The 14895-nt window shown below is 74.7% G+C and carries 11 protein-coding genes; 5 read left to right on the top strand and 6 right to left on the bottom strand.

Annotation, left to right across the window (positions count from 1 at the left end; genetic code table 11):
- Positions 1-11: 11 nt before the first annotated feature.
- From accB to OG617_RS29195, 3 genes are read right to left on the bottom strand one after another with little or no spacing between them, the layout of a single operon-like run.
- The gene (gene accB, locus OG617_RS29205) at positions 12-440 is read right to left on the bottom strand and encodes an acetyl-CoA carboxylase biotin carboxyl carrier protein (protein WP_396679113.1); all 429 of its coding nucleotides are present in this window, start codon (positions 438-440) and stop codon (positions 12-14) included.
- Between the two features lie 11 nt (positions 441-451).
- Entirely contained in the window at positions 452-2404 is a 1953-nt protein-coding gene (locus OG617_RS29200; RefSeq protein WP_405096131.1) for an acetyl-CoA carboxylase carboxyltransferase subunit alpha, read from the bottom strand.
- A complete protein-coding gene (locus OG617_RS29195; protein WP_405096130.1) occupies positions 2401-2634 on the bottom strand; it encodes a hypothetical protein in 234 nt (77 codons plus the stop codon). Before OG617_RS29195 ends, OG617_RS29200 begins: the two co-directional genes overlap by 4 nt.
- A gap of 425 nt (positions 2635-3059) precedes the next feature.
- Here OG617_RS29195 and OG617_RS29190 point away from each other — a divergent pair, with 425 nt between their 5' ends.
- The 5 genes from OG617_RS29190 to OG617_RS29170 all read left to right on the top strand — a co-directional run bounded on the left by OG617_RS29190 (position 3060) and on the right by OG617_RS29170 (position 8079).
- A complete protein-coding gene (locus OG617_RS29190) occupies positions 3060-3872 on the top strand; it encodes a BTAD domain-containing putative transcriptional regulator (RefSeq protein WP_405096129.1) in 813 nt (270 codons plus the stop codon).
- Positions 3873-4128: 256 nt separating this feature from the next.
- The gene (locus OG617_RS29185) at positions 4129-4479 is read left to right on the top strand and encodes a TcmI family type II polyketide cyclase (RefSeq protein ID WP_396678773.1); all 351 of its coding nucleotides are present in this window, start codon (positions 4129-4131) and stop codon (positions 4477-4479) included.
- A 15-nt stretch (positions 4480-4494) separates the two neighbouring features.
- Positions 4495-5844: an FAD-dependent oxidoreductase gene (locus tag OG617_RS29180; RefSeq protein ID WP_405096128.1), complete on the top strand. Its 1350-nt coding sequence runs from the start codon at positions 4495-4497 to the stop codon at positions 5842-5844.
- Between the two features lie 889 nt (positions 5845-6733).
- Entirely contained in the window at positions 6734-7372 is a 639-nt protein-coding gene (locus OG617_RS29175; protein WP_405103996.1) for a hypothetical protein, read from the top strand.
- Positions 7373-7869: 497 nt separating this feature from the next.
- Entirely contained in the window at positions 7870-8079 is a 210-nt protein-coding gene (locus tag OG617_RS29170; RefSeq protein WP_350888920.1) for a hypothetical protein, read from the top strand.
- Between the two features lie 177 nt (positions 8080-8256).
- Here the strand turns inward: OG617_RS29170 and OG617_RS29165 are convergent, their stop codons facing one another.
- The 3 genes from OG617_RS29165 to OG617_RS29155 all read right to left on the bottom strand — a co-directional run bounded on the left by OG617_RS29165 (position 8257) and on the right by OG617_RS29155 (position 14805).
- Complete coding sequence (locus OG617_RS29165) at positions 8257-10476, bottom strand: amino acid transporter (RefSeq protein WP_405096127.1); 2220 nt, start codon at positions 10474-10476, stop codon at positions 8257-8259.
- A gap of 482 nt (positions 10477-10958) precedes the next feature.
- Complete coding sequence (locus OG617_RS29160; RefSeq protein WP_405096126.1) at positions 10959-11729, bottom strand: DUF5995 family protein; 771 nt, start codon at positions 11727-11729, stop codon at positions 10959-10961.
- A 124-nt stretch (positions 11730-11853) separates the two neighbouring features.
- The gene (locus OG617_RS29155; RefSeq protein ID WP_405096125.1) at positions 11854-14805 is read right to left on the bottom strand and encodes an AAA family ATPase; all 2952 of its coding nucleotides are present in this window, start codon (positions 14803-14805) and stop codon (positions 11854-11856) included.
- Between the last annotated feature and the right edge of the window lie 90 nt (positions 14806-14895).

The following is a 14895-nucleotide window of genomic DNA, read 5'->3' as shown; positions in this document are numbered from 1 at the left end:
CCCCACCCGACCTAGGCCGGTTCCAGCGCGACCAGCGGCTGGTCGTACTCGACCGGCGCCGCGTCGTCGGCGAGCACCGCCGCCACCCGGCCGGCCCGGTCGGCCGTGACCTCGTTCATCAGCTTCATCGCCTCGACGATCCCGACCACCTGACCGGGCCGGACCAGGTCCCCGACCGCGACGAACGGCGCGGCGCCAGGTTCCGGCGCGCGGTAGAACGTGCCGACGATCGGCGACCGCACGACGGCGCGGTCGGTCTCCTCGCGCGGCGGCGCGGGCTCGGCGCGCGGGGCGGGCGGCTGCTCCGCCGTCCCGTGCCACTCCACCTCCAGGGCGGTCTGCCCGCTGCTCAGCCGCACCCGGCGCACCGGGCCGGCCAGCTCGGCGACGAGGGCCCGGGCGTGCCGGCGCAGCCCCGCCAGCACGGCGTCGTCGGGCATCGTCTCGGCGCTCACCGGACGACCCCCACCGTCGCGCCCGCGCCGCCGGTCCGGGCCGCGCCGTACCGGCGGAACCGCTGCCGGCGGCGGCGTACCAGCGTCGCGGGCGGCACGTCGAGCAGCGGGGTCAGGTTCGCCAGCACCGCCCGGCGCAGCAGTTCCCCGGCGGCCTCCGGGTCCCCGTGGGCCGCCGGCTCCGGCTCCGCCACGATGTCGTCGGCGATGCCGAGCGCGCACAGGTCCGGCGCGGTCAGCCGCAGCGCCCGGGCCGCCAGCGGGGCCGCGGAGCTGTCCGGCCAGAGGATCGCGGCGCACCCCTCGGGGCTGATCACCGAGTAGACCGCGTGCTGGAGCATCAGCACCCGGTCGGCGACCGCGAGGGCCAGCGCCCCGCCGCTGCCGCCCTCACCGGTGACCACCGCGACCACCGGTACCGGCAGGCTGCTCAGGGTGAGGATGTTCTCGGCGATGGCCGCCGCCTGTCCCTGCTCCTCGGCGCGCACCCCGGGATCGGCCCCGGGGGTGTCGACGAGGGTGACCACCGGCAGGCCCAGCCGGGCGGCGAGCCGCATCAGCCGCAGCGCCTTGCGGTGCCCGGCGGGGCTGGCCATCCCGAAGTTGCGGGCGACGAGCTCGGCGGTGTTGTGCCCCTTCTGGTGGCCGATGACCATCACGTACCGGTCGCCGAGCCGGGCCAGCCCGCCGACCACGGCCGGGCAGTCGGCGCCGAGCCGGTCGCCGTGCAGCTCGACGAAGCCGTCGAACGCGGTGTCGAGGTAGTCCAGGGTGGTCGGTCGGCCCGGGTGCCGGGCCGTCCGCACCGTGTCCCACGGGTCGCGCGCGCCCGCCCGGACCCCGTCGCCCCGGCCCTCGCCGCCCCGAACCCCGTCGGCCCGAACTCCATCGCCCTGGACCCCGTCGGCCCGGACCCCGTCGCTCCGGCTCGCCGCCGCGCGGCCGTCCGGAGCGTCGCTCAGCCGGCCGGGCGACACTTCTCCCCCGGCGCGACCGTCCGGCCCGTCGCTCGTGGCAGGGCCCGACAGGGCGGTGAGCCCGACACGGCTGTGGCCGGCCGGCACGGCGGCCAGCTGGCGGGGCATCAGTTGCACGGCCTCCGGCCGGCACACCAGCCGCCGGTCCGCCGCCCGCCGGTCCGCACGGGCCGAACGGGCCGCCGCGAGCAGCACCAGCAGCCGCGCCCGCAGGGACCGCCGCTGCACCACCATGTCGACCTGACCGTGCCGCAGCAGGAACTCGGCGGTCTGGAACCCCTCAGGCAGGTCCCGCCCGGTGACCTGGCGAATCACCCGGGGGCCGGCGAAGCCCATCCGCGCGCCGCTCTCGGCCAGCACCACGTCCGTGTTGGTGGCGAACGACGCCGCCACACCCCCGTACGTCGGGTCGGTCAGCACGCTCACCGTCAGCAGCCCCGCCTCGCGCAACGCCGCCACCGCCTGGCTCACCGTGGCCATCTGCATCAGCGCCAGGGCGCCCTCCTGCATCCGCGCCCCGCCCGAGGCGGTGACCAGCACCAGCGGGACGCCGTCGTTCAGCGCCCGCTCGGCGGTACAGGTGATCAGCTCGCCGACCACACAGCCGAGGCTGCCGCCGAGGAACCGGAAGTCCATCACCGCCAGCGCCACCGGGTGACCCCCGATCGTGGCCGTGCCGCAGACCACGGCCTCGGGCAGGCCGGTGCCGGCCCGGGCAGCCACCAGCCGGTGCGGGTACGGCAACACGTCGACGAAGCCGATCGGGTCCACGTCGTCCGGACGGTCCGGCAGGGCGGCGAAGGAGGACGGGTCCACCAGCTGGCGCAGCCGCTCCGGCGCGCCGAGCCGGACGTGCGAGCCGCACTCCGGGCAGACGTCCAGGTTGCGCCGCAGCCGCTTGCGGTAGAGCAGGGCCTCGCACCCGTCGCAACGCGACCAGAGCTGCTCGCCGTGACCGACGGTGGCGGTCACGGCCGCCGCCCGGCTGTCGGCTCCCAGCGGTGGCAGCAGCCCGCCACCGGCTCCCACCCCGGCCACCCGGGATCCCCCGGGCGGACGTGGCGGACGTACGGCCGGCACGGCGACCGGTGGCGGTCCCCGGCCGGGCGCGGCAGCGCCGTCGCGCCGGGCCCGGCGAAGACCCCGGCGGCCTGCTCCCCGGCGATCGGGACCACCGGGTCGACAATCAGCGAACGATCCATGGACGTGCCTCCCTAGGGCGCGTGGCGGGCGTGGCCTGGCCCGTCCGTCACGCGGGACGACTGCCGCCACGGTGCGCGTGTCGCCGTCACGGCGGCGTCACCACCGAACCCCGACCGGACACGACCTGCGGTGACGGTGCGTTGATGCAAGCTGTGAATAATCCATGCCGCACCTTTGAACCACCTTGACGGTGACGACAAGTTTTCGCAGTTGGGAAGGTGTCAATCAGGTGACATGGCTCGCGTCACCACAGACCGCATGTTGACTCACTGTAATCAGTGGGTTTAATCTCCGAGAGGGCCAGCCCGGTGGTCGCGGCGCTCGGTCCGATGCCTTGTGGAGCCACCGGCGACAGTGGCGTCCCGGGTATGCCGCACCGGGACACACGACAGTCCGGACGAGGTCCGGTGCAGGGGGTGCCGCCGTGACCGCTGATCCGACCACGCCGACCACGGAGGACGGCGCCTCCCCACAGGTCTCGCTGCACCTGCTCGGCGGCTTCCGCCTGCTGCACGACGGAACCCCGGTCGTCGTCCCCCGCGGGCTGCAACGGGTCCTCGCGCTGCTCGGGCTGCGCCCCGGCGCCACCCGCAGCCACCTCGCCGGCCTGCTCTGGCCCGAGGCGCCCGAGGAACGCGCCCTGTCCTCCCTGCGGACCGCGCTCTGGCGGCTGCGCCAGGACCCGTGCTGCCCGCTGGTCACCACCGGCGACACCGCGCGCCTGCACCCCCGCGTCCGGCTCGACGTCGACGAGCTGACCACCACAGCCGCCCGGGTACGCGACGGCGACGACCCGGGCACCACCAGCGCCGCCCGCACCGCCGGCCGGCACGACCTGCTGCCCGGCTGGTACGACGACTGGGTACTGCTCGACCGGGAACGACTGCGCCAGCTACGGCTGCACATGCTGGAACAGATGGCCCGCAACCACATCGCGGCGGGCCGGCACGGGGAGGCCCTGGAGGCCGCGCTGGAGGCGATGGCGGCGGAACCGCTGCGCGAGACGCCGCACCGGCTGGTGGTCCGCATCCACCTCGCCGAGGGCAACGTGTTCGAGGCCGTGCACGCCTTCTACGCCTACCGCGACATGCTCCTGCGGGAGCTGCGCCTGGAGCCGTCCCCGGCGATGTCCGCCCTGCTGCACGACACGCTCGCGCCGATCCGGCGGGCCACCCGGCCGACCGCGCCCGAGCCGCGCCGCGAGCCGCTCCCCCGCACCGGCCCCCGCCCACGCTGACCCCCGCCCACGCCGCCCCGCCCCCACACGGCCCTCGCCCGGTGTTGGCCCGATCCCGTACGGACACCACGCCAGCGCCAGCGCCAGCGCCCACCCGATCCCGGCACCGGCCGACCCCGCCCCGCGCCGGGCGGCCCCGTCACCATCGCCACACGGACAGTGACGGCGACGTGACAGGGTGGCCGGCAAGGTGGGCGGCAACGGTGCACGCGGTCACCCGACCTGATCCAGGAGCACCACCGGCGGGAGGGGTCCCATGAGTCGTCTACTAATCGTCAGCCGGATCATCCCCGGCGCGGAAGGCCGGGTGGCGCAGATCTTCGCCGAGGCCGACGCGACGGAACTACCGGGCCTCACCGGGGTCCGGCACCGCTCCCTGTACTGCCTGCACGACCTGTGCGTACACCTGATGGAGACCGAGGACGTCGACCCCGACGTCCTGGCCGAGGCACGCAACCACCCGCTGTACCTCCAGGTCAACGAGCGGCTCTCCGCGCACACCTCGCCGTACCTGCCGACATGGCGCTCACCGCGCGACGCGATGGCCGGCTGCTTCTACAGCTGGGACGCCACCTCGTCGGTCAGCGCCACCGGCACGGCCGGCTGAACCGGAGCCGGCCCCGTGTCAGCCAAGGCTCCACACGTACTGGTCATCGGGGCCGGCACCGGCGGCCTGTGCCTGGCCCACGGGCTGCGCCAGGCCGGCCTCGACGTCTCGGTGTACGAACGCCACACCACCCGCGCCGACGGACTGCTCGGCTACCGCGTCGGCATCAGCCCCACCGGAAGCAGGGCGCTGCGCGAATGCCTGCCGCCGGAACTGTTCGACACCTTCGTCGTCACCTGCGCCCGCGCCCCCCGCTACTTCAACGTCATCACCGAACGGATGCACCAGACCGCGTCGTTCGAGCTGCGCCCGGACACCGACCCGGTCGACACCGAACGCTCCGTCGCGCGCATGACCCTGCGCCAGGTGCTGCTCACCGGCCTGGAGGACGTCGTCCACTTCGGCCGGACCTTCACCCGGTACGAACAACGCGACGACGGCACCGTCACCGCCCACTTCGCCGACGGCAGCAGCGCCACCGGCGATCTGCTGGTCGCCGCGGACGGCACACACTCCGCGGTCCGCCGCCAGTACCTGCCGCACGCCGCGAGCCGGGACGCCGGCACCATCAACATCGCCACCCGGATCTCGCTGACCGACCACACCCGCGAGCTGATCCCGGAGCGGCTCCAGCAGGGCATCTCGCTGATCTTCGGCGCCGGTGGGATGATGGGCGTGCTGCACGTGATGGAGTTCAAGTGGGACCGCCACGGCGAGATCAAACCCGGGGTGGCCGACGCCGACGCCGCGCTGTTGCGCCGCTGGCCGGGCCTGCGCCACGACACCACCCGCGACAACATCAACCTCATCGTGTGGAGCACCGCCCGCCGGTTCCCCGCCGACATCATGCGGCGCCGAGGCGGCGAACTGGTCGAGGTCGCCCGGGCACTCACCCGCGGCTGGCATCCGCGGATACGCGAGTTGCTGGCCCGCTGCGACCCGGGCAGCGCCCTGCCGGTCAAGGTGTCCACCGCCGAGCCGGTCCCACCGTGGAAGAGCAGCACCGTCACCCTGCTCGGCGACGCGATCCACAGCATGACCCCGGGCCGCGGGGTCGGCGCGAACACCGCCCTACGCGACGCCGCCCTGCTCAGCCGCCAGATCAGGCTGGCCGCCTCCGGCGACAAGACCCTGGTGCAGGCCGTCGCCGACTACGAGGCCGCGATGATCCCGTACGGCTTCGCCCGGGTCGCCGACTCGTTGCGCAGCAGCGGCACAAGCGGCGACGACGCGCTGTACCGGCCGGTGATCGGCCGGCTCGCGCTGTTCGGGGCGCGCAGCTACTTCGGCGTCACCAGCCGGGTGCCCGCGCTGCGCCGCAGGTTCGTCGACGACTTCTACACCTACCGCGGCGAGGCCGACTGACCCAGTCCGCGTGGGCCCGGCACCGACCTACGGGTGCCGGGCCCACGCTGTCCGGGCCATTCGTGTGCCCTCGGTGGACGGCGGGGCAGGGCGACGCGTCGGAGCGCGGACGCCGCACCGCACTACGCTCGGTCACCCTGCTGCCACCCCGGGTGCGGAGCATCTCACCAGCGCTGGAAGCCCACGGTCCTCCCTGTCGCCGACACGGCGCGTGTGCGAAGCTGCGACGGATTTTTCTCGCGACTTTTCACCGACCAACTCAATAAGAGGGAGGTTGGCCGTGCCGTCGACTTTCGGGCAATGGCTGATCATGATCCTGGCTCTGCTGCTGGGTGCGGCGGCCGGATGGGTGCTACGCGGCCGGCAGGCCACCCCGGCCACGGGTACGCCCATCGTGGAGGGCGACCCCGTCGCCGGGGTGGCCGTGGTGTCCGGCCCGACCCCCGAGGCCACCGTCGACACGCACCGGCCGGAGGCGACCGTCGCCACGGCCGTGGTCCCGGCCGCCGTGGTCGACCGCCCCGCTCCGGAGACCGCCGAGGCGACCCGGCCGGGCACGGTCCTCGGCGACAGCGACCCGACCGCCTTCGCCCCGGCCGACACCGCCACCACCGAGCCCGGCCCGGCCTCCGCCACCGACCCCGCCACTGCTCCCGCCACCGACCCGAGCCCCGTTGACGCGGTCACGACCGGAGCGCTCTCGGCCGACGCCGCCGTCGACAACGGAACGCCGAAGACCGACCCGTCCGTCGACGAGGGCCGGACGGACGACGAGGCCAGCCCGGCCGTGCCGGCCACCCCGACCCACACCGAGGCCGCCCCGGTCGAGGCCACCCACGCGGTGGCCACCGACGCCGAGGCCGCCCCGGTCGAGGCCGCCCCTGCGCAGGTGGCTCCGGTCGAGGCCGCCCTTACCGAGGCCGCTCCCGTCGAGACCACGCCCGCCGAGGTCTCGACGGAGGAAACCGCTCCTGTCGCGACCTCGGCGGCTGAGGATGCTCCGGTCCCGGCTGAGGCGACGCAGGAAACCGCTCCGGTCCCGGTCCCGGCGACTGAGGAGGTCCCGGTCCCCGCAGCCGCCGGGCCGGTCGTGCCGGCCCCCCGGGCCGCCGACGACGCCGAGCTTGCCCCGGCCGTTCCCGGCGACGCCGAGCCGACCCCGGATGTTCCCCGCGACGCCGAGGCGCCCGAAGCCGAGTCCCTGGACAGCGTCGGCGAGGCCAGCCCGTCTGCCCCGGACGCGACCCCCGTCGCCGCACCGTCGGCCGGTGCGACCGCCGACGACTTCCGGCGCATCCAGGGCATCGGGCCGAAGATGGCCGCCGCGCTCCAGGACGCCGGCATCCGCACCTACCGGCAGCTCGCCGACCTGGACGAGGCCGGATTGCGGAACACCATCCGTGCCGCCGGCCTCCGGGGGGCGCCGAGCCTGGCCACCTGGCCCCAGCAGGCCAGGGTGCTCGCGGGCGCCCCGGCTGAGGCCGACCGGGTCCTCCCCGCGTCGGTCGGCGCCGACGACCTGTCCTGACCGACGACGCCGGTCGGTGGCCCCGTGTGGGGCCACCGACCGGCGCGCGGCCGACCGTTCCTCGTCATCACCCTGGGCAACGGCGCTCTGGCCGCCGGCGCCATGTTCAGCCTCAGTCAGCGAAGGCGGGCAACCCGGCTGACGGTCCCCGCCGGCCCGGGCGACGGTCGACTCGGGCGTCCGGCGCCGTTCCCGGTCGATCGGGCCGGCCTGGGGCACGGGGTTGCCCGACCTGGTCTCGCAGTCCTGTCCCGACGGCCTACCGGCCCTGTTCACCGCCGCACTCGGGGACGCCACCCGCCGCCGCAGGTCACTGTGCCCCCGGCGCTCACCTACGTCGCCGTGACCGAGCACCGGCGCAGCCGGGGTCAGCCACCCGGGGCACTGACCGAAGTCGGACAACCGCCCCGCCTGCTCGGCCTGGACGCCGTTTAGCCGGTCGTCGCATGTGGGTACAACGGGGCTCACCTCGACTTACCACAACCCGGGAGGAAGCCATGCGGCGTGGCCCGTCGATTTTGGGAATCATCCTTGTCATCTGGCTCGTCATCGGCGCGATCGCCGCAGGCCAGCGTGGCTACTACAAAGGCGACGACACGAACTGCGCCGAGGCGGGCACCATCCTGGTGACCATCGTGGCCGGCCCACTGAACTACATCGGCGCCAACCCGAAGGTCGACTGCGATCTTCCAGAGCCGTCCAAGTAGACCCGCCCGCATCCGGCCCGCGCCCCCACCTCCAGGGGCGCGGGCCGTTGTATGCCCGCCCGCCCCCGCTCCGCCCTCCCGGGGACACTTCGGCCCCTGGGAGAGCGGGACACCACCCCTAAGGCGTCCTAGGAGGCTGGTTTTCTTTGGGACGAGTTCTTCCGGAGCCGCCGAGGGTCAGCCGCCGACGTGGATGCCCGGACGGCGGGACGGGTCCGGCTCGGACTTGCGGATGATCTCCCGTACCACGGGCGGGGTGTCGCCGCGGCCGAGGATCAGGTACCGCAGCAGGTGGGCGATGGGGTTGCCCTCGGACCACTCGAAGTGGGCGTGCGGGCGTACGCCGGTGGCGTCGCGCAACGCGAGCAGGATCGCGGCGATCGCGTTCGGCACGGCCGGGCTCGCCGCCCGCAGCACCCGGAACCCGCCGGCCTCCACCCCGTGCACCCGCAGCACCCGGCTGAACTCCGACGGGTCGACCACGTCGATCTCCAGGAACAGCACGTCGGCGGCCCCCGGGACCGGGTTCATGCCGCGCTGCGCGCGCTCCTTGACCCGGTACTCGCTGACCGTGCCGCTGTCGCGCTTCTTGGCGATCAGGTGCAACCGGCCGTCATGGGCCAGGGACTCGGCGACGAACCGGCGGGCGGCGGCGTCGAACTCGATCCGCTCGGCGCGCAGCTCGGTGGTGCGGGTGACCCGGGAGACCAGCGAGACGACGACGATGCCGGCCACGAACATACCGGAGATCGCGATCCCGTCCGGTTTCTCGATCACGTTCTCGGCCAGGGCGTAGAGCAGCACCGCCGTGAGCACGGCGAAGCCGGCCGCGGCGGACCGCTGGCGGGCGCGGGCCGCCGAAGCGGTCACCGCCACCGCGCCGGAGACCATCATCGCCAGGATGCCGGTGGCGTACGCGCCGGCCTGGGCGTTGACGTCGGCGCGGAAGGCGACGGTGATGGCAATGCTGATCAGCGTGTAGACGATCACCACCGGGCGCACCGCCCGCCCCCACTCCGGAGCCATCCCGTACATGGGCAGGTAGCGCGGCACGATGTTGATCAGGCCGGCCATCGCGGAGGCGCCGGCGAACCAGAGGATCAGCACGCTGCTGACGTCGTAGACGGTGCCGAACCCCTCGCCGAGGCGCTCGTGGGCAAGCCAGGCCAGCGCCCGGCCGTTGGCCGCGCCGCCGGGCTGGAACTCCCGCGCCGGGATCAGCACGGTGGTGACGAAGGTGGTGCCGACCAGGTACACCGACATGATCAGCGCGGCGGTGGTGAGCAGCCGACGGGTGTTGCGGATCCGGGCGGCCAGGCGCCGGGCGGGGTCCGGGCCGTTCCCGCGTACCAGCGGCATCATGCTCACCCCGGTCTCGAATCCGGAGAGCCCCAGCACCAGCAGCGGGAAGGCCAGCACCGCCGGGCCGACCACGTCGGCGAACCCGGAGCCGCCGGCGGTCAGCGCGCTGGACCAGTCGCCCACCGTGCCCGGCTCGGCGACGATCTGCGCCAGCCCCGCCACCACGATCACCGCGTTCAGTGCGAGAAAGACCGCGACCAGCGGGATGGCCACGGTCACCGCCTCGCTGAACCCCATCAGGAACACCCCGCCCAGCACGAGCAGCAGCACCACGGTCACCGCCACCGCCGCGAGATCGCCGTGCGGGGCGGACGCCGGCAGGTACGGGTTCTCCAGCAGGTGGACGGTGGCGTCGGCGGCCGACAGGGTGATCGTGATGATCCACGAGGTGGCGACGAAGCCGAGCAGGACGAGGACGAAGATCTTGCCGCGCCAGAACGGCAGCAGCCGCTCCAGCATCGCCACCGAGCCCTGCCCGTGCGGGCTCTCCCCGGCGACCCGCCGGTACATCGGCAGCATCCCGAACAGGGTCAGCGCCACGATCAGCAGCGTGGCCAGCGGGGACAGCGCCCCGGCGGCGAGCGCGGCGATTCCGGGGAGGTACGACAGGGTGGAGAAGTAGTCCACCCCGGTCAGGCACATCACCTGCCACCAGGGGTGGGTCTTCGCCTGCGCCTCCCCGGCCTCCGGCCCGACCGGCTGCACCCGGTGCTGGAACAGCCAGCGGCGCAGCCGGCCCGCGGGCTCGTCCCGGGGGCCGGGGCGCCCGACGCGCTCCGGGATCGCCGCCGCGCCGGGGCCGCCGTGTCCACCCAGGCGCGGGTCCCGGGCGGCCCGCTCGGCCGGGCTCGGATCCTGGGCAGGCCGCTCCCCCTGGCTCGGGTCCCGGGCGGCCCGCTCCGACCGGCTCGGCTCCCGGGCGGCGTCCCCGACGTCCGACGGGTCCCGGGGCGCGCGGGGTTTCCGGTCGGGATCCGGCGCACGCCGGTGCTCCCGGGCCCGCCTCGGCCGCGCACCGTCCCGCCGCTCCGCCATGCCACGCCACCCCTTCACGCCCTGCTCCGACGGTAGGCGGTGCCGGCGGCGTCGCCCGCCGGAACGGTGAGGAAGGCCGGCGGATTGGCGCGGACCCGGCTGGGGTACCGAGGCCAGCGAAGCGGGCCACGCGGCGACGGGGAGCAGTACGGCCGTCGACGAGGGCCCACAGCCGCGCCGCCGACTCCCGCACCGGCCGGCCCGGACGCATCCCGGCCGCGCTCTGCGCCGCGTACGCCAGCTCCCACAGCCGCGACCCCGGCCCGGCGGCGTCCCAGTCGATCAACGCTCAGCCGCGCGACGACCGGACCAGGTTCCACGGTGCGGCGTCGGCTACGTGCCTGCGGTGTCGCCGACCCGGACGACGCCGGCGGTGGCGTTGCCGGGCAGGGGCTGTTCGCCGGTCACCCTCCGGCCATCCTGCCCGGGACAGGGGGATGCCCCCGCGCTCCCCCCGGTAGCGCGGGGACCCCCCGTCCCGGCTACTGCAGGAACGCCCCGAGGGGCGACAGCAGCAGCCGGCCGAGCGCGGCGGCGTTGTCGTCCAGCCGTTCGCGCTCACACTCACGGGCCTCCGGATCGTGCCGGCAGCGCCAGATCTTCTGCGCGTTGCGCCAGGCCACGTTCCGGGTGTACTCCACCAGCTCGCCCTGGTACCAGTCGTCGATGTCGCCGTTGAGCATGTCGATCATGAGCTGCCAGTTGTCCAGGTAGCCGCGACGCAGCTCCGGGATCCGCTCCGCGAAGATCTGATTGATCTCCAGGTAGTCGTGGTGCTGGTCGCTGCCGTCGACCGGCTCGGACTCCAGGCTGTCGAACGTGGTCACCAACGCGAACGGCAGGTCGTAGTTGATGTGCGCGTTCACCCCGGCCGCGGCCGAGGGCAGCGGACGGGCGTCCGGGCCACGCATCCGCCGGAACAGGCATGACCAGGCCCGCGGCGTGACCGGGCTCGACTCGGTCCAGTACCGCAGCGCGTCGAAGTAGCGGGCGGCGAACTCCACGTCGAGCCGGGCCAGGAAGACCGGGTCGGCGAAGCGGTCGTCGTACAGGCCGTTGAGCACGCTGGTGGTGATGGTCAGGTAGAGCTCGTTGAAGTCCGCGAGGGGGCAGCTGCGCTCCAGCGGCGGCAGCCGGACCAGCATGTCCTGAAGCTTGGTGAGGTGGTCGACCACCGCCGGCACGTCCGCCGGGTGGTCGGCCAGCAGGCCGGCGATGTCCTCGTGTACAGGGCCCCAGACCGGTTCGCCCATTTCTCCTCCACTGTGGTCCGAGGCACCCCCGTGCCGCCGTCATCGGAGCACAGCCTCCCAGCCACGGCCCGTGCGGCGGATCAGTAGAACGACGTATAAACAGCCGACCGACGTACGTCGTCGGCTACTCGGAACGGTTACGCAGGAAGATGGCGCTGGCCTGCACCCGGGTGCGAACCTGGAGTTTGTCGAAGATGTGCGAGACGTGCACGCCGATGGTCCGCTCGCTGATGAACAGCCGCTGGCCGATCTCCTTGTTGGTCAGCCCCTCCGCCACCGCGGCGAGCACCTCGCGCTCCCGGGCGGTGAGCACCGCCAGCTCGTCGCTGGCCGACTCGGCGCCGGCCGGGGACCGGCCCTCGACCGACGCGCCGTGCTCCTCCAGCTGCACCCGGGCCCGGCCGGCCAGGATGCGGATCTCGGTGCTCAGCGGCACCGCGCCGAGCCCCTGCGCCACCTGGTACGCCTGGCGCAGCAGCTTGCCGGCGGTCGCCGTGCGGCTGCGCCGGGCCAGCAGCGCCTCGGCCTGCCGCAGCCGCGAGTACGCCGCCGGATACGGGTGATGGCGGCGGTCCCACTCGACCACCGACCGGGCCCACAGCGCCGGGTCGCTCCCGTCGAGGCGGCTGAGCTCGGCGTCGCACAACGCCAGGAACCCGTCGACCACGTCCCGCACCGAGCGGACGGCGTGCTCGCTCTTGCGGGCCACCCGCTCGGCCACCTCGCGCAGCCGGCGTACCGCCGTCCGGTCGACCGGCACCGTGCGGGACGCGTACGCCTCGGCCTCGGCCCGCAGCCCGTGCCAGACCAGCGCGGCGAGGATGCCCACGTCGTCGGAGCGGCTCTCGGTCAGCCCCCGCTGCACCGCCTGGCGGGCCAGGTCGTGCCGGCCCTGCCACATCGCCAGGCCGGCGCGGAGGGTGAGCAGCGGGATGACGTGCCGGGCGCCGCCGCCCGCCAGCACCGTGGCGACCGCCTCCAGGTCCCGGTCGGCGGCCTCGATGTCGCCGTAGCCCACCGAGAGGCGGCAGCGGGCCAGCAGCAGCTCCACCGCGTCCGCGCCGGACGGGCGGTGCCGCAGGGCCGCCGCGACCACCTTCTCCGCCTCGGCCCACTGCCCGACCCGGAACAGCCCGTTGGTGGCGATGGCCAGCAGCCGGGTCTCGTACGTGCGGCCCAGCCCCAGCTCGGCGACCCGCTCGGCGCCCCGGCGGGCCACCACGACACCCTCCTCGAGGATGTTCAGCGGCCCGGTGAGCAGCTCCGCCAGGTGCAGGTACGCGCACGCCACGTCCTCCGGGCGGCCGGCCCGCTCGGCGGTGTCCAGGGCCTCCCGCATGACCGCCAGCCCGGTGTCCGGGTCCTCCAGGTACGCCTCGCTGAACCCCAGCGCCATGCTGGCCATGACGACCTCGGGGACGGAGCCGTCCACCTCGGCGGCCAGCGCCAGGGCCTCCCGGGCCCGGTCGCCGGCGTCCGCGTACCGGCCCAGGTGCAGCAGCAGCTCGGCCAGGTGCGCGGCGGCGGTGGCCCGCTCCCGGGAGGTGCAGTCGGCCGCCGCGAGGGCCCGCCGGTACTCCGCCTCCGCGGGGGCGGACCGGCCGGCGGCGGCCAGGTAGCGGGCCCGCCGGATGTGCAGCGCGCAGGCCGGGGCCCCGCCGTCGGCGGTGGTGGTGACCAGTTCCTCCAGCAGGGCCAACGCCCGGGCGTGCTCGCCGCAGTGGTGCGCCGCCTCGGCGGCGTGCCGCAGCAGGTCCGCGCGGTCGATGTCGAGGCCGCCGTCCGCCGGGGACGCCCCGGTGGTCGCCGCGGACGCCCCGGTGGGCTGGACGCCGGCCAACTGGAGGGCCACCGACCAGTGCCGGTGGGCCTCGGCGTAGCCGTGCAGCCGCTCGGCCTCCTCGGCGGCGGCCACCGCCGCCGGCAGGGCACGGGCGGGCTCGCCGGCCAGCCGCCAGTGGTGTGCCAGCCGGGCCTGGTGCAGCTCCGCCGGGGCCGACGTCAGCGCCTCGGCGTACCGGCGGTGCAGGGCCGACCGCTCGGCGGGCAGCAGCTCGTGGGCGAGGACCTCGGCGACGAGCCGGTGCCGCAGCCGGTACCCGTCGTCGTCGCCGACCAACAGCCGGTGCGCCACCGCCGCCCGGACCGCGTCGATCAGCTCCTGCTCCGGCAGCCGGGTCACCTCGGCCAGCAGCCAGTGCGCCACCGGCTCCACCCCGGCGGCCACCGCGTGCACCACCGCGTGCGCGGGCTCGGGCAGGGCGTCCACCCGGGCCAGGAACACCTCCCGCACGGTGTCCGACAGCCCGTCCCGGCCGTCGCGCAGGTCCCGCGCCAACTCCTCCACCACGAACGGGTTACCGCCGCTGCGCTGCCACACCGACTCCGCCGCCTCCACCCCCAGCGGCCCGCCCACGATCTCCGCCGCCAACCGCTCGGTGTCCGCCCGGTCCAGCGGGGCCAGGTCGAGCACCCGCACCGACCGCAGCCGACGCAACTCGGTCAGCACCCGGCGCAACGGGTGCGCGCCCTGCAACGACTCGGCCCGCACCGCCCCCAGCACCGACAGCTGCAGGTCGCCCAGGCCGGCGAGCAGGTAGAGCAGCAACTGCCGGGTGCTCCGGTCGACCCACTGCAGATCGTCGAGCACCAGCACCAGCGGCCGGCCCTGGGCCACCAGGTGCAGCCCCCGGGAGACCCGCTCCAACAGGGCCCCCGCGCCGTCCGGGCCGCCGGTCTCCTCGGCGAACATCTGCAACAGCCCGCGCACCGCCGACGAGGTGCGGGGGTGCGAGGCGGTCAGATCCGCGTCGAACCGGCGCAACGCCTGCAACAGGGGGTGCAGCGGGGAGGCGTCCCCGATGTCGAGGCACGCGCCGGTGAGCACCAACGCGTCGGCCGCGCGCAGTTGGTCGCCCACCTCACGCAACAGCCGGGTCTTGCCCACCCCGCTCTCGCCCGTGAGGAAGACCGCCGCCGTCTGTCCCGGCCCGACATCGTCGAGCAGCGCGGACCGCAGTGTCGCCACCTGGCCGGCACGGCCGACGAGCGGTGCGGTGTCCACATCGCTGGCCATGGCTCGCAGCCTAGTCACAGGTCCCCGGACCGTTCTACGGGTCTTTACCGCCACTGGTCCGCCTCGCGTCGACATTGCGACTAAAGGTTG

This window comes from Micromonospora sp. NBC_01412 (genome assembly GCF_045040215.1).
Lineage (GTDB): Bacteria > Actinomycetota > Actinomycetes > Mycobacteriales > Micromonosporaceae > Micromonospora > Micromonospora rubida.
The sequence above is the reverse complement of the archived record's forward strand: the minus strand, read 5'-3'. Positions and strand labels throughout refer to the sequence as shown.

Excerpts from the sequence above, each read along its gene's own strand:
- accB (WP_396679113.1), bottom strand. The coding sequence starts at position 440 with ATGCCCGACGACGCCGTGCTGGCGGGGCTGCGCCGGCACGCCCGGGCC.
- OG617_RS29165 (WP_405096127.1), bottom strand. The coding sequence starts at position 10,476 with ATGGCGGAGCGGCGGGACGGTGCGCGGCCGAGGCGGGCCCGGGAGCAC.
- OG617_RS29195 (WP_405096130.1), bottom strand. The coding sequence starts at position 2,634 with ATGGATCGTTCGCTGATTGTCGACCCGGTGGTCCCGATCGCCGGGGAG.
- OG617_RS29170 (WP_350888920.1), top strand. The coding sequence starts at position 7,870 with ATGCGGCGTGGCCCGTCGATTTTGGGAATCATCCTTGTCATCTGGCTC.
- OG617_RS29155 (WP_405096125.1), bottom strand. The coding sequence starts at position 14,805 with ATGGCCAGCGATGTGGACACCGCACCGCTCGTCGGCCGTGCCGGCCAG.
- OG617_RS29160 (WP_405096126.1), bottom strand. The coding sequence starts at position 11,729 with ATGGGCGAACCGGTCTGGGGCCCTGTACACGAGGACATCGCCGGCCTG.
- OG617_RS29185 (WP_396678773.1), top strand. The coding sequence starts at position 4,129 with ATGAGTCGTCTACTAATCGTCAGCCGGATCATCCCCGGCGCGGAAGGC.